The 12925-nt window shown below is 36.4% G+C and carries 17 protein-coding genes, 2 pseudogenes and 1 riboswitch; of the genes and pseudogenes, 7 read left to right on the forward strand and 12 right to left on the reverse strand.

The window, feature by feature from the left end:
• Positions 1 to 52: 52 nt before the first annotated feature.
• From LDK52_RS03495 to LDK52_RS03505, 3 genes are all read left to right on the forward strand, one after another.
• On the forward strand, positions 53 to 424 hold the full coding sequence (locus tag LDK52_RS03495; protein WP_277584565.1) for a VOC family protein: 372 nt from the start codon (positions 53 to 55) through the stop codon (positions 422 to 424).
• A 144-nt stretch (positions 425 to 568) separates the two neighbouring features.
• Positions 569 to 760, forward strand: coding sequence for a YdhR family protein (locus LDK52_RS03500; protein ID WP_277584663.1), 192 nt, complete (start codon positions 569 to 571; stop codon positions 758 to 760).
• A gap of 543 nt (positions 761 to 1303) precedes the next feature.
• Positions 1304 to 1792 (forward strand): pyridoxamine 5'-phosphate oxidase family protein, encoded by a 489-nt coding sequence (locus LDK52_RS03505; protein WP_277584566.1) that lies wholly within the window; start codon positions 1304 to 1306, stop codon positions 1790 to 1792.
• Positions 1793 to 1915: 123 nt separating this feature from the next.
• Here the strand turns inward: LDK52_RS03505 and LDK52_RS03510 are convergent, their stop codons facing one another.
• The 8 genes and pseudogenes from LDK52_RS03510 to LDK52_RS03545 all read right to left on the reverse strand — a co-directional run.
• The gene (locus tag LDK52_RS03510; protein ID WP_277584567.1) at positions 1916 to 2947 is read right to left on the reverse strand and encodes a ribonucleotide-diphosphate reductase subunit beta; all 1032 of its coding nucleotides are present in this window, start codon (positions 2945 to 2947) and stop codon (positions 1916 to 1918) included.
• The gene (locus LDK52_RS03515; protein WP_277584568.1) at positions 2919 to 3374 is read right to left on the reverse strand and encodes a flavodoxin; all 456 of its coding nucleotides are present in this window, start codon (positions 3372 to 3374) and stop codon (positions 2919 to 2921) included. The genes LDK52_RS03510 and LDK52_RS03515 overlap by 29 nt, the downstream gene beginning before the upstream one ends.
• Positions 3362 to 5587: a ribonucleoside-diphosphate reductase subunit alpha gene (locus tag LDK52_RS03520; protein WP_277584569.1), complete on the reverse strand. Its 2226-nt coding sequence runs from the start codon at positions 5585 to 5587 to the stop codon at positions 3362 to 3364. Before LDK52_RS03520 ends, LDK52_RS03515 begins: the two co-directional genes overlap by 13 nt.
• Positions 5588 to 5751: 164 nt before the next feature.
• A riboswitch (cobalamin riboswitch) is annotated at positions 5752 to 5929 on the reverse strand.
• 119 nt (positions 5930 to 6048) lie between these two features.
• A pseudogene (locus tag LDK52_RS03525) lies at positions 6049 to 6168 on the reverse strand (undecaprenyl-diphosphatase); the annotation flags it as partial.
• 5 nt (positions 6169 to 6173) lie between these two features.
• Positions 6174 to 6788 (reverse strand): FMN-binding negative transcriptional regulator, encoded by a 615-nt coding sequence (locus LDK52_RS03530; RefSeq protein WP_277584570.1) that lies wholly within the window; start codon positions 6786 to 6788, stop codon positions 6174 to 6176.
• A 6-nt stretch (positions 6789 to 6794) separates the two neighbouring features.
• Positions 6795 to 7328 (reverse strand): spermidine/spermine N(1)-acetyltransferase, encoded by a 534-nt coding sequence (paiA, locus tag LDK52_RS03535; RefSeq protein WP_277584571.1) that lies wholly within the window; start codon positions 7326 to 7328, stop codon positions 6795 to 6797.
• A 24-nt stretch (positions 7329 to 7352) separates the two neighbouring features.
• Entirely contained in the window at positions 7353 to 7805 is a 453-nt protein-coding gene (locus LDK52_RS03540; RefSeq protein ID WP_277584572.1) for a MarR family winged helix-turn-helix transcriptional regulator, read from the reverse strand.
• Positions 7806 to 7963: 158 nt separating this feature from the next.
• Positions 7964 to 8098: pseudogene (locus LDK52_RS03545) on the reverse strand (QacE family quaternary ammonium compound efflux SMR transporter); the annotation flags it as partial.
• Between the two features lie 27 nt (positions 8099 to 8125).
• Here LDK52_RS03545 and LDK52_RS03550 point away from each other — a divergent pair.
• Both LDK52_RS03550 and LDK52_RS20060 read left to right on the forward strand, forming a co-directional pair.
• Positions 8126 to 8440 (forward strand): DMT family transporter, encoded by a 315-nt coding sequence (locus LDK52_RS03550; protein WP_277584573.1) that lies wholly within the window; start codon positions 8126 to 8128, stop codon positions 8438 to 8440.
• A 25-nt stretch (positions 8441 to 8465) separates the two neighbouring features.
• Complete coding sequence (locus LDK52_RS20060; RefSeq protein ID WP_407081776.1) at positions 8466 to 8660, forward strand: helix-turn-helix domain-containing protein; 195 nt, start codon at positions 8466 to 8468, stop codon at positions 8658 to 8660.
• On the opposite strand, the gene LDK52_RS03560 is transcribed toward LDK52_RS20060, so the two are convergent.
• From LDK52_RS03560 to LDK52_RS03575, 4 genes are all read right to left on the reverse strand, one after another.
• A complete protein-coding gene (locus LDK52_RS03560) occupies positions 8586 to 8798 on the reverse strand; it encodes a hypothetical protein (RefSeq protein ID WP_277584574.1) in 213 nt (70 codons plus the stop codon). The two genes, LDK52_RS20060 and LDK52_RS03560, sit on opposite strands and share 75 nt — an antisense overlap.
• Positions 8799 to 9144: 346 nt before the next feature.
• Complete coding sequence (locus LDK52_RS03565; protein WP_277584575.1) at positions 9145 to 9972, reverse strand: undecaprenyl-diphosphate phosphatase; 828 nt, start codon at positions 9970 to 9972, stop codon at positions 9145 to 9147.
• Positions 9973 to 9981: 9 nt separating this feature from the next.
• Complete coding sequence (locus LDK52_RS03570; RefSeq protein WP_277584576.1) at positions 9982 to 10584, reverse strand: DedA family protein; 603 nt, start codon at positions 10582 to 10584, stop codon at positions 9982 to 9984.
• Positions 10584 to 11672: a metallophosphoesterase gene (locus tag LDK52_RS03575; RefSeq protein ID WP_277584577.1), complete on the reverse strand. Its 1089-nt coding sequence runs from the start codon at positions 11670 to 11672 to the stop codon at positions 10584 to 10586. Before LDK52_RS03575 ends, LDK52_RS03570 begins: the two co-directional genes overlap by 1 nt.
• Positions 11673 to 11884: 212 nt before the next feature.
• Here LDK52_RS03575 and LDK52_RS03580 point away from each other — a divergent pair, with 212 nt between their 5' ends.
• Positions 11885 to 12238: a lmo0954 family membrane protein gene (locus tag LDK52_RS03580; protein ID WP_277584578.1), complete on the forward strand. Its 354-nt coding sequence runs from the start codon at positions 11885 to 11887 to the stop codon at positions 12236 to 12238.
• A 13-nt stretch (positions 12239 to 12251) separates the two neighbouring features.
• Positions 12252 to 12890: a PspA/IM30 family protein gene (locus LDK52_RS03585; RefSeq protein ID WP_277584579.1), complete on the forward strand. Its 639-nt coding sequence runs from the start codon at positions 12252 to 12254 to the stop codon at positions 12888 to 12890.
• Positions 12891 to 12925 lie beyond the last annotated feature (35 nt).

Here is a 12925-nt window from a genome sequence, read left to right on the forward strand (position 1 = left end):
TATCTTTATCGCTTACTTTCCAATAGAATGAACGTATAGGGAGGGATTAATGATGTCATTTGTATTTCAATCAATTGATCACGTTCAATTAGCTGCTCCAAAGGGTTCAGAAGCAATTGCAAGAACATTTTACGGGGAAATTTTAGGATTTACAGAAGTAGATAAACCAGAACTTCTAAAAAAACGGGGCGGCATTTGGTTTTCATTTAGCTCTTATCAAATTCATATTGGCATTGAAGAACCATTTGCGCCTGCTAAAAAAGCTCATCCCGCATTTCTAATAGAAAACTTAGATGCTTTAAAGGCACATTTAACTAAAAGTGATGTGAGCTTTTTAGTCGATACTGACTTACCTGGAGCCGATCGAATATATGTACATGACCCATTTGGCAATCGGATTGAGATATTAGAGTGGATTTCTTAATTTAGGACGCTTAAAGACTGTATTTCATCTTACTGAAATACGGTCTTTTTGTTGCTCACTTATGAATGTATTTATGCTTAATGAAATGTCCGAAGGTTTTAAGATTTAACGCTTAACATTAATGAAGAAGAATTTCTTTGGAAAATTTGGACAGAGAATGCTGAAGCAAAAGAAGCTGGTGGTATCTATCTATTTAAAACAAAAGAAACTGCACAAAGCTATTTAACAATGCATTCTGCAAGCTTAGAAAGCTTCGGTATTACAGATATCCGTGGCAAAATATTTGAAATTAATGAAGCCCTTTCTACTATTAACAATGGTCCTATCCAAAAATAATAATAACCGGTCCGTCTTGGGTGAAACTCAGACATCCTTGAGTGGAGCTCGAACTACCTCGGGTGGAACTCGAGCTACCCCGGGTGGAACTCGCTGTCTTGGGTGGAACTCAAACATCCTTGAGTGGAGCTCGAACTACCTCGGGTGAAACTCGAGCTACCCCGGGTGGAACTCGCTGTCTTGAGTGGAACTCGAGCTACCCCGGGTGGAACTCGAGCTACCCCGGGTGGAACTCAGACATCCTCGCTTTCCTTTTTTATAGATACACTTGTCCAAGAGCAATGTGAGCTCTGTAGTCGACACCGACTTACTAGGAGCCAATAGAATTTATATACACGACCCCTTTGGTAATCGTATCGAAATATTAGAGTGGACTTCATAATTTAACATGCTTAAAGACCGTATTTCATTATAATGAAATACGGTCTTTTTATTTCTCCCTTATAAAGCGCAATAGCCTACTTTAAAATACAAAGCGCAGAATAAGTTTATTTGTAAAGAAAAAGGGAAACTCATCTATATATTATGAAGGAGGAATTTCTCATGACAAATACACCTGAAACTTTAGAATCCTTAAGATCAATTATCAAAAGTGCCAAGGTTGCGATGCTAGTCACACATAGTCAAGAAAACCGCTTAGTAGCACGTCCGATGCAATTACAAGAGGTAGAATTTAACGGTGATTTATGGTTTTTAACACGAACGGATACAGATAAATATGAAGAAATCAAAACGAATGATGACGTCAACGTTATCATCTCGGATAAATCGTATGCGTCGATTAGTGGAACAGCTGAAATTGTCGATGACCTTAATAAGAAAAAAGAATTTTGGAATAAAGCCTATGAAATTATGTTTGATATGGACTATACAGACCCTCATCTAATACTCATCAAAATAAAAGCTGAAACAGCCGAATATTGGGAAACAGGATCAACAATAAAGTCCGCATATAATTTCATGAAAAAAGTAGTAGGTAAAGAAGAACCCGTAGAATCCGGTAAAAGTACCAACGAAACCTTAGAACTTTAATATGTTAGGAATGTAATTCGCATGATTTTCTAATGTCAATTACCAGCCTTCTATACTATTAAAAATAGCAATTGCTTTATCGAACATATCTAATCGTTCGATAAAGCAATTTTTCACTTACTTTTATAGATCATCAAAGCCATTATCAATAGCATTTACTTTTACGTATTGGCGCGATTTTTGTTCAAAGAAATCTGTTTTTGTTCCATCGATATTATCTGCATATGCACGTATCCACTTCATCGGATTTTCTACATACTCAGGATATATTTCCTCCAAACCAATTAGACGCAACATTTTGTTGGCACGGTATTTAATATACCCATGCATTTCTTCTAATTCGATTCCCTCAATATCCGCTAATACATATTCTGACCACTCTATTTCTAATTCAACGGATTCTTTAAATTGTTCATAAACCCATTCAATTAGCTCATCGTTATTCAGTTCTGGGTTTTCAGAAAGAGTCGCTCTAAACAGTTCCGATATAAATCGACCATGCTCTAGTTCGTCTCGGTTAATATAGCTAATCATTGTAGAAGTCCCAACCATCTTGTTATAGCGAGCAAGATTATAGAAATAGGCAAACCCTGAATAGAAGAATAATCCTTCTAGCAAAGTTGTATACGTTAACGTTTTTAATATATTTTCTGTCGTAGGGTTTTCTACGAAGTCATTATAATACTTGGCAATATTTTTGTTTCGCTTCAGTAACGTTTCGTCCATTCTCCCAAATTCAAAGGCCTTATTTTGTTGATCAAGCGATACGATGGAAGATAATACATATGAATAACTTTCATTATGTACAGCTTCCTGCTGTGCAATGACCGCCATGATTGATTGAACCGAGGGGTCAGTTGCATAAAGTGACAATAACAGTGCTGTACGTGTTTGTGGTGCATCTAATGTTGCTAGCAAGCCAATAATTTTCAGGTAAGCATCCTGCTCCTGCTGACTAAGGCTTGCGAACTGTTTAATATCATTGGACATATTGATCTCATCTGCCTGCCAGTAGTTACCTAATAAGCGCTTGTACATCTTATGCCAGTGTGGATATGCAATATCGTTCCAATTTAATATTCCACTGGATTTGCCATTGAAAATTCCTGTCGATTTGTTTGGATTTCTAGGTTCTAACGTTTTTGCCTTCTGCATGCTCCAAAACTCCTTCTAACCATTTACTTACCAACTTCTCCTGGCTACCTCTCGGTGATTGCTCAATTTTCAAACCCGGATAACCACTGTTATAAAAACGTGCTAATTTGTCTACTGCCCTACAGTACAGCTCGTCTCCGCCAAACTGTGTATCACCTGAGCCAAATACATAGACATTATTTGGTTTGCCTTCAACTTCTCTTGCAAACTCCTTCATTTCCTCTGGTGTACTTCCCTTATCCCAAGTAAAAGTTCCGAGAAAAACAAGGTCATATTCAAACAAATTTGGCATTACTCCATAGCCAATGCAATACATATCTACGTCGATATCATCGGCTTCCAATTGCACTTTCAATAGCTCTGCTATTTCCTCGGTATTTCCGCTATAACTTAAATAACAAATGACGACTTTCATTAGCTGGAACAAGACTCACATTCTATTAACTCTACGGATGTAGAACGAACGTAATAGGTAGTTTTCAACCCACTATTCCATGCATCTAAATGTAAATCTAGTAATTCTTTTGCTTTGATCGTATTTTGTACGTATAAATTTAATGAAACACCCTGGTCGATATGGCGTTGGCGTGCAGCGTTTTGTTTAAGTGTCCAATGCTGATCAATGAAATATGCAGATTTGTAATACCATGTAGTTTCCGAATTTAAATCCGGTACAGTGACTGGGATTTTATAATCCTTTTTCTCTTCCGAGTACGACTTTTGGAAAATAGGATCAATGCTTGCAGTACTTCCAGCTAAGATGGATGTCGAAGAGTTCGGAGCAACTGCCATTAAATAACCGTTCCGTATTCCACTTTCGCTAACTTGCTTACGTAATTCATTCCACGATTCGCTGTCGTATTGACGATTGTCAAAATAGACTCCCGTTTGCCAATCTGATCCTTCGAATAATGGATATACCCCTTTTTCCTTCGCAAGCTCTGCAGAGGCTTTAATCGTTAAGTAAGCTATTTTTTCGTATAGTGTATCCGCAAGCTTTACTGCTTCATCTGATTCCCAACGAATACTCTTTAGTGCAAGTAAATGATGCCACCCAAATGTACCAAGTCCAATCCCACGGTATCTAGAATTCGTACGTTCTGCCTGAGGAACTGGAATCATATTAAGATCAATCACATTATCGAGCATTCGAACCTGAATTTTTATAAGTTTTTCTAATACATCTGCTGGGACTGCTTTCCCTAAATTTATAGACGATAGATTACATACGACAAAGTCTCCTGGTTTACGACGAGTGACAATAATATCATCCTCGATTTGAATCGACTCAAATGTTGTTGCGCTTTGATTTTGGAAAATTTCTGTACAAAGATTACTACTATAAACCATCCCAGCATGCTTGTTTGGGTTGCTACGATTAACTTCATCACGGTAAAACATATACGGCACACCTGTCTCTAGCTGCGATCGCATGATTCGCTTCATCAAATCGATAGCAGGAACTGTTTCACGAGACAAGCGATAATCACTTACGCATTCCTCGTACTTTTTGCGGAACGAACCATCTCCACGTTTTTCATCGTAATAGTCTTCTAGTGAGTAACCTTTTAGCTGACGAACTTCATGTGGATCAAATAAATGCCATTCTTCTCTAGCATCTACCTTCTCCATAAATAAATCTGGCAAGCATACACCTGTAAATATATCGTGAGCACGTAGGCGATCATCTCCGTTATTTAAACGTAGATCTAAAAATGTAAAAATATCTTTATGCCAAACGTCTAAGTAAACAGCAACTGCTCCTTGGCGTTGCCCAAGCTGATCCACACTTACCGCCGTATTATTAAGCTGTTTTATCCAAGGCAATACACCACTGGAAGCTCCAACAAAGCCTCTAATAGAAGACCCTCGGCTACGCACCTTGCCCATATAAACTCCAATACCACCACCAAATTTTGAAAGCGTTGCTACGTCCGTATTGCTATCGTAGATTCCTTGAAGACTATCGTCTACGGTGTCGATAAAACAACTAGAAAGCTGTCCATGAGGCTTCCCTGCATTAGAAAGTGTTGGTGTTGCTACTGTCATATACAGATTACTCATTGCCCAGTAAGATTCTTTTATTTTCTCTAAACGATTTTCTTGTTCATCCTTCATAAGTGTCATCGCAATAATAAGCCAACGCTCCTGAGGCAGTTCGACTATAGTTTTATCAAAGTCCTTCGCTACATAGCGATCCAATAACGTTTTAAGGCCGATATATGTAAACAAATAATCTCGTTCCTGTACGAGAATTTCAGATAGCTGCTCTAGTTCCTGTAGGGAATATGCTTGCTTAAGACGTTTATCATAAATACCCTTTTCACTTAATAGTTGGACATTACTTGCAAACTTGGTATACACAGCATCCACAGTTGTGTTTCTTCTCTCAGCTACTTGTTCGTAAACCTCCGCTAAATGTACACGGGCGGCTACAAAGGTCCAGTACGTTTCTTGTTCATCTAAAAAGCTTAATGCTTCCAGTGATATCGACTTCGACCAAGCAGCTATTGTACCTTCCGGGTGCTTTTGTAGCCACTTTTCATGTGTTTTTATAAGAGGAGCAATTTTTTCCTCCCCAAATTCCATTATTAGATTATGTAAGACTTCTTGTTTAGTTGTATTCGAGATAATTGTCATTTGAATTCCTCCTATTTTTTAATTGAAATACAACACAAAAAAGCGATGACTCAGCCATCTTCGGCTGAGCATCGCTCAAAATTAAAAGTGTAGGATACAACAAGACATATCAATCGTTCGAGATAGAGGCCTTCGCTCCCACCTCTCAACCCCCGAAGAAAGTGTTGCTCACCGATGAAGAGGCAGGTCTACTGGCTCGTGTTTCACTCGCCTGCTGGCCTTCCCACGATTGCTCGCAGTGGCTATTTCAACAGTCGTCCACACTTACAGTTGCGGGGACAGCTTCGGCATTTTCCGAATTCCCTTTTAAACCATAAAGGTACCTTTTCATCGTTAACATACTATATATTGTGTTTAGTTCATTTGTATAATCTAACATATTGTGTTTGAGTGAGCAACACTAAAATTTAAACTAATTAAGAAAAGCAGACATTTTCAACAAAATGTCTGCCTCTATTTTTTTACATGAACACGATGATTGCAAGAATTAACGCTAAAATAATACGATAAATTGGAAATGGCATTAATTTAACCCGTGAGATTAATTTCAAGAAGAATTTAATAGAAATAAATGCGCTTATAAGTGTTATTTAAATCTGTTTTCGATCAGTTCGGCAATTTGTTTTGAATTTGGAATTCCTTCATTTTTTAATTTACTAATGATGTTAGTAATATCCGTTTCATTTCTGTTCTGACTTAATTTATATGCAGCCTGGATGTCCCCTACCTTGATCTTAAATCCGACTATTCCTTTTAGTTCTTTTTCTAATAACTGGGGAGAAAGCTTATCCCATAAAACAGGATTTACACGATTTCCTTCATATTTCTCCAACATTATAGTTAATTCTTCGATTAATTCATCTTTCTCCATAACACTTGCTTTACCATATACATGCACAGCTTGATAGTTCCAAGTCGGTACATTTTCATCTTCATACCAGGAAGATGAGATATAAGCGTGTGGTCCTTGGAACATAACTAACACATCTTCACATGTTTCGAATGTCTTCCACTGAGGATTTCCATAAGCCATATGCCCAGTAATATAGGTATCACCATCTTTTTTATTCAACCCTAAAGGCAGGTGAGAGGCAATTGGTTTTCCTTCTTTTGTTGTGACAATCGTGCCGAATGAGTTAGTTTGAACAAAATCCCAAATTTCATCAATATTTGTAACCTTAAAGTATTTAGGAATATACATAGTAATTCACCTCTCCAAAATAGTTATAAGTGTTTTGGCCATGATTAAGTCTATTTGTTCCTCATCGCCCATATAAAAAGAGTGCGCTCCAGTTTGAACAAACCCCATTTTCTTATAAAAAGCAATCGCATTTTCATTTTGATCCCATACACCTAACCAGATTTTCACTTTATTGGATTCCAACGTAATTTCCATAGCTTTGTTTAGCAAATATTTACCTAGTCCATGTTTTTGAAATTGGTTCTTTATATAAATCCTCTCAATTTCAAGTGATTCATCACCCATTTTTTCAGATTGAGCATCATCGGTATTGACCTTCAAGTATCCTGCGATTTCATTGTTAAGATAAACAAAATAGAAATGTGAAGAAGTATTGAGTAATTCTTTTTCCAATTGTTTTAAGTTAAAGGCCCTTTCCAAATAAGCATTCATATTTTCGGGTGAATTCTGATCCTTAAATGTTTCATTAAATGTTTCATAACTAACTTCTTGAAGTTTACACGAATCTTCGAGCGTACACTTTTTTATCTTTATATTCATTAAATAAGTTGCCCCTTTAAACAATCAATAATTTCTCTTGTTTCCCTTTTTTACAAATTCCCAATCTTTTTCTATATTTTTTCTAACTCTATAAAGCAGATTGGAAATGGTTTCTACTTCTCTCTCGGAAAATCCCTCTAATGCAACGTTATTGGAATAATCATTTTCTCTTTTAATCAGAGGGTAAACATCTCTCCCTTTATCAGTTGGAAAAAGCTTTTTAATTTTTTTGTTATGTTTATCATCTTTCTTTTCAATAAAACCGTTAATTTCAAGTTTTTTTATAGCGCGAGCTGCTGTTGTTCGATCTACTTTTATCATCTCAGCTAACTTTTCTTGAATGATTCCCGGGTATTCACATATTCGCACAAGATACAAATATTGCCCTTTTGTAAGGTCGTATTCTTTAAATTCAATATTACTTACAGAATCTAATGCTCGTGCTATCATTCCAATTTCACGAAGTATTTCCTTCATAATAAACTCCTTAGTTCATATTTTATTGCAAATGCAATAAAAATGGTATGCGTTAAATATAGCTTAATTATGTTGCATTTGCAACAAAAAGTAAACAACTCCTGATAAAAAACATCCATTATTGAATAAGAGATAAAAATGTGTGTATTATAAATTAATTACATGCTTAAAATGTTTTCTATTGTAACTAATTTCAATCCAATTACACCTGCTAATAAAAGTAAAATCAAGAGTACTTTTTCTACTTTAAATGGTTCACCAAAGAATAGAAATTCTGAAAAGACAGTTCCTGACAAAGTTCAGGAAGGGGATGAATCCTAATGGCATGGATTTCTTTAATAATTGCAGGTTTGTGTGAAATGTTTGGTGTTGTTATGATAAATAAGTTGCATAAAGACCGTAATTGGCAAGCATTAGTGCTTTTGATTCTCGGGTTTGGAGCAAGTTTTATTTTTCTTGCCTATTCCATGAAAACACTTCCTATGGGTACAGCTTATGCTATTTGGACAGGAATTGGTGCGTCTGGCGGAGCAATTTTAGGTATGCTTTTATATGATGAATCAAAAGACTGGAAAAGACTTGTTTTTATTGGCATGGTTTTAGGTGCCTCAGTAGGTCTGAAGCTCGTCTCATAGCTTAGTAAAGAACTGCATTTTACAAGTGGCAGCTGAAAAATTAGGTATTTCACAATCAACTTTGAGCCATCAAATTAAGAAGCGTGAACAAGAGATAGGATATGCCCTTCTCAACCGCATTCATAAGAAGACATCATTTAAACAATCACTCTCTAGCGGATGTCAAATCGAATTCATATTGGCCAAAAACATCTTCATACCCTTTTACCCTGAACAATAGTTTATCATTATGATCAGTACCGGTTATTTCTAAAATAACTACCACTTTACTCGGTTTGTAAGAGGCTACATAAGCAAGGCTATCAACTTGTCTTTCAGTTTTGTTAATTTGGATATTGTAAATATCAACTTCGATCACTACCAGTTCCTTTTATGTGATGACTATATATACTAGTAGTTTCTCCCGGTTCTAGTTTGTCGATATCCCCTAAATCCTGGTACACATCATAAGTGCTAAAAGAAAAAAAGAAGTTTAAATCAGTTACTTCTTGTTCACTTGAATTATTACGCTTTAGTTCAATAAGAAAAATCAATTCTTCATATTCAGTAACAGTTTAACTACCTTTCTTTTGAGTGTGCCTTGTGACTTTCTAATTTCACTATATATACCCATATTCTAATATAACTTTGTTTTTAAAAAAGCACTGCCAAAGGCAATGCTTTTTTCCACACAACGGAGTACTGTATAAAATTTGCTGTTTTATTTAAAGAAATACGATAACCGCAAGAATTGCCGCTAAAATAATGCGATAAATTGCGAATGGAACTAACTTAATCCGTGATATTAATTTTAAGAAGAATTTAATAGAAATAAGTGCGAATACAAATGCACTAATAAATCCTACTGCATAAAAACTAAGATGGTTCATATCAATGTCTTCCCAGTTTTTTAAAACAGATATTAGGCTTGCTCCAGCCATGATCGGCACAGCCATAATGAAAGTAAAGTCCGCTGCAGTTTTATGACTCATTCCGAATAATACCCCACCAGAAATGGTTGCTCCTGAACGAGAGAACCCCGGCCACAACGATAGACATTGAACTAATCCTACTTTAAAAGCTTGTGCATATGTAATTTGATCCAAGCTTACGATAGAAGGGTTTTTAGGTCCAAATTTATCTGCAAAAATCATTAAAATAGAGCCTGCTACCAGACTAAATATCACTGTTTCTACTCCAAATAAATTTTTATCAATAAAATCTTCTAATAATACTCCTAGTACTCCCGCTGGAATAATACCAACAATAACATGGAGTAAATTAAACTGTTTGCTCGATTCTTCCGTATCTATTTTGTACAACCCTACTAAGCTAAATAATCTTTTCCACATGACCATAACTACCGCTAAAATAGACCCTAATTGGATAACGATTTTAAACGTATTAGCGGAATATTTCCCTAAAAAATCTTCTGTTCTCAACCACATATCATCGACAATAATCATATGTCCCGTGGAAGAAACAGGTGCAAACTCTGTCATTCCTTCAACAAATCCAAGTATAAGTGCTTTTAATAACTCTATAATTTCCATATAATCTCCTTAGTCCCGTTTTTTAAAGTACCAAATAAGAAATACAATACCGCCGATAGCTATGAGCGCGTACACGATGTTCGAGTATATATCCATATATCCAACAATTTCATCCCAGTTATCTCCTACCGCCGCTCCTACTGAAACTAATACCGTATTCCATATTAATGTTCCTAGCGTCGTAAATAGAAGAAATAGCCCAAACTTCATATTCGACATCCCAGCAGGAATCGAAATAAGACTTCTGACAAGAGGTATTAGCCTCCCAAAAAACACTGCCCAGACTCCGTATTTATCGAACCAAGCATCTGCTTTGTGAATATCTTTCATCGTTAACCGAAGATATTTTCCGTATTTCCCTATTATTTTCTCCAAACGTCCTACGTCTAAAAATAACCCGATACCATACAAAATTGCAGCCCCAATGACAGAACCTGCCGTGGATGCAATAATAATACCAAGCTTCGTCATGCTAGTAGTCGTCGTCATATATCCTCCAAGTGTCAAAATCACTTCAGAAGGAATTGGCGGGAAAATGTTTTCTGCCAAAATTAATAAAAATACTCCTAGATACCCAAACTGATTCATCCAGTCTGTAATCCATGCTTCCATTATACTTCCCCATCCTCTAACTTAATGTTTACTGACCATAGCTCCGATTGGCTCCCTAACCTAATAGGTGGTCCCCAAAACCCAAACCCAGAAGATACAATTGCGTGTAAACTCCCTTTTTTTCTATACCCATAATCTAATTCAAATATCCTTCTAGTCAATAAATGATTTGGCCACATTTGTCCGAGATGCGTATGTCCGGACACATGAAAGTCTACTTTTTCCTTCTCAGGTATCAATAAATTAGAAGGTATATGATCCATTACAAACCACGGTAAATCTTTTTCTTCTGGAGCTAACTCGGATAAATGCTTTCTGTTTTTATTCGTTAAGTCTTCTCGCCCTGTCAAATAGAACGAATCCGCTACTAAAATAGTTTCATCTAATAACATGCGGACGTTTGATGCTTCCATCTCTTCTACTAATAGAGGAATTTTCTTTCCGTAATATTCATGATTTCCAAGCACCCCATATATACCATACGTAGAAGTGAGCTGTTTCATCACCTCGGACATACCTTTTTGAACAAACCAAATAGGATCGTCATCCACTAAATCCCCAACTAACAATACTAAATCTGGTTTTTCGGCATTCGATTTTTTCACAAATCGATTTAAATGCGCCCTATTGGATAATAAACCAAGATGGAAATCAGATGCAACTACAACTTTTAGAGATTCTACATTTGAACCCTTCTTCGGCATTACAATAGAAAGTTCTCGCACAACTGGTGTGTATGCGTTATACGTACCGAATATGATTATAACGAGAAAAACCATGAAAACTATCCAACCTATTATGCTTAATTGAGCAGGGTAAATCCATGTCAGAATCGTCGCTAGTGGAAAAAGGATAATTCCATATTGCATGACGATAAACCAGTAAGATCCTATAATACTAAATAGCCGTAGCTTATGACTGAATCTCCCAATGATAAACCCAAAAGCAATTAGTCCCCAGACAATACCGAATAGCCAATTATTTATAGGAAGGTAAAGTTCTAACCAAGTGGCAACGCTCCCGCCAAAGTAAAATACAATTGCAGAATATAAGAGGATTGCTACTGCAGCTCCAGCGATTTTTTTCATGTATCATTTCTCCAATGTATGTATTTTGTCATGTGTTTTTCTCGTATTTGTGTTCGTCGCTATTGGACAATTATACACTTTTTCATAGTATATCAGAAATTGTCCTAGTACCCCTAAGCCTCTAGACCGAGATGAAAATCAATTCTAAGCCCGTTATGATTCATTTCTAAAATTGGTAAGCTTGTAATACAAACGAGAGGAGGAACAAACATATGAAAAAATTTGGTTTATTAACACTAGGAATTATCGCTGGGATTGTAGCACTAGCTAACTTAGGTTCGCTTTTAGCTCTTGGGGTTTCCGCAGCGATCGTTTTTGCAGGGGTACATTTTTACTTAAAGAGTGACTCAACTTTCTTGAAAATCTTTTGGGTAACCCTAGGAATCATTGGTTTGATCAGTGCAGTTGTAAACGTACCTGGATTCTTCGGTATTTTAGCAATTCTAGCAGTTTGGTATGTAGTGAAAAAATGGAACAACGAAAAGGTTAGTCTTTCATCGTCAATTATTAAATCAGATGACCCTTTTGTAAACTTTGAAAAACAATGGAGCGAGCTTTCAAAATAAGGAGGAAACGGACATGACATCATTATTAAACAGATTAAAATACTCAATTGAAGCAGACTTACACAAGCTATTTGACAAAAGAGAAGAGAAAAACCCGATTGCAATGCTAAACCAATATATTCGTGAAGCAGAAAAACAAACAGAGCAAACTGGTAAATGGTTAGAGCGCCAAGGGAACCTAAAACAAGAACTAGAAAAAGAACTAGCTGAAACGATGCAAATGGTTGAGAAACGTAAAAACCAAGCTGAACTTGCAACTGCTAGCGGTGAGGAAGACCTAGCTACCTTTGCTTTGGCAGAAGTAAAAGCATATGAGGAACGTGCCACTGTATTACAAAACAGCATTCACCAAACAACAGAAGAGCTTTTTGGCTTAGAGCGCAAATACGAAGAGATGAAACATAAAATAAAAGACATGAAAGTTCGTCAATTACAATTGATGGGCAAAGAAAATGTAACTCGCGCACATCATCAAATGGATCGGATTCTACAACCAGAACAAAAAGAAAAGAATTTCGGCACATTCGAAGACATGGAACAATACATCGAACGCCTTGGCCAAAAAATCGAAAAAGAGCATGAAGTCACTTCAATGGAACAACGTTTAGAATTGTTAGAAAAAAACGCACAAACTAAAGTCGAGATTGTGTAGAATAAGATTAGCTGTACAATTAGTAGGAGAAGGCT

Source organism: Psychrobacillus antarcticus (assembly GCF_029533155.1).
GTDB classification, from domain to species: Bacteria; Bacillota; Bacilli; order Bacillales_A; family Planococcaceae; genus Psychrobacillus; species Psychrobacillus antarcticus.

What these genes read in the sequence shown, in the direction of transcription:
- LDK52_RS03495 (WP_277584565.1), top strand. Translation starts at nt 53, where the DNA reads ATGTCATTTGTATTTCAATCAATTGATCACGTTCAATTAGCTGCTCCA.
- LDK52_RS03505 (WP_277584566.1), top strand. Translation starts at nt 1,304, where the DNA reads ATGACAAATACACCTGAAACTTTAGAATCCTTAAGATCAATTATCAAA.
- LDK52_RS03510 (WP_277584567.1), bottom strand. Translation starts at nt 2,947, where the DNA reads ATGCAGAAGGCAAAAACGTTAGAACCTAGAAATCCAAACAAATCGACA.
- LDK52_RS03520 (WP_277584569.1), bottom strand. Translation starts at nt 5,587, where the DNA reads ATGACAATTATCTCGAATACAACTAAACAAGAAGTCTTACATAATCTA.
- LDK52_RS03530 (WP_277584570.1), bottom strand. Translation starts at nt 6,788, where the DNA reads ATGTATATTCCTAAATACTTTAAGGTTACAAATATTGATGAAATTTGG.
- paiA (WP_277584571.1), bottom strand. Translation starts at nt 7,328, where the DNA reads ATGAATATAAAGATAAAAAAGTGTACGCTCGAAGATTCGTGTAAACTT.
- LDK52_RS03540 (WP_277584572.1), bottom strand. Translation starts at nt 7,805, where the DNA reads ATGAAGGAAATACTTCGTGAAATTGGAATGATAGCACGAGCATTAGAT.
- LDK52_RS03550 (WP_277584573.1), top strand. Translation starts at nt 8,126, where the DNA reads ATGGCATGGATTTCTTTAATAATTGCAGGTTTGTGTGAAATGTTTGGT.
- LDK52_RS03565 (WP_277584575.1), bottom strand. Translation starts at nt 9,972, where the DNA reads ATGGAAATTATAGAGTTATTAAAAGCACTTATACTTGGATTTGTTGAA.
- LDK52_RS03570 (WP_277584576.1), bottom strand. Translation starts at nt 10,584, where the DNA reads ATGGAAGCATGGATTACAGACTGGATGAATCAGTTTGGGTATCTAGGA.
- LDK52_RS03575 (WP_277584577.1), bottom strand. Translation starts at nt 11,672, where the DNA reads ATGAAAAAAATCGCTGGAGCTGCAGTAGCAATCCTCTTATATTCTGCA.
- LDK52_RS03580 (WP_277584578.1), top strand. Translation starts at nt 11,885, where the DNA reads ATGAAAAAATTTGGTTTATTAACACTAGGAATTATCGCTGGGATTGTA.
- LDK52_RS03585 (WP_277584579.1), top strand. Translation starts at nt 12,252, where the DNA reads ATGACATCATTATTAAACAGATTAAAATACTCAATTGAAGCAGACTTA.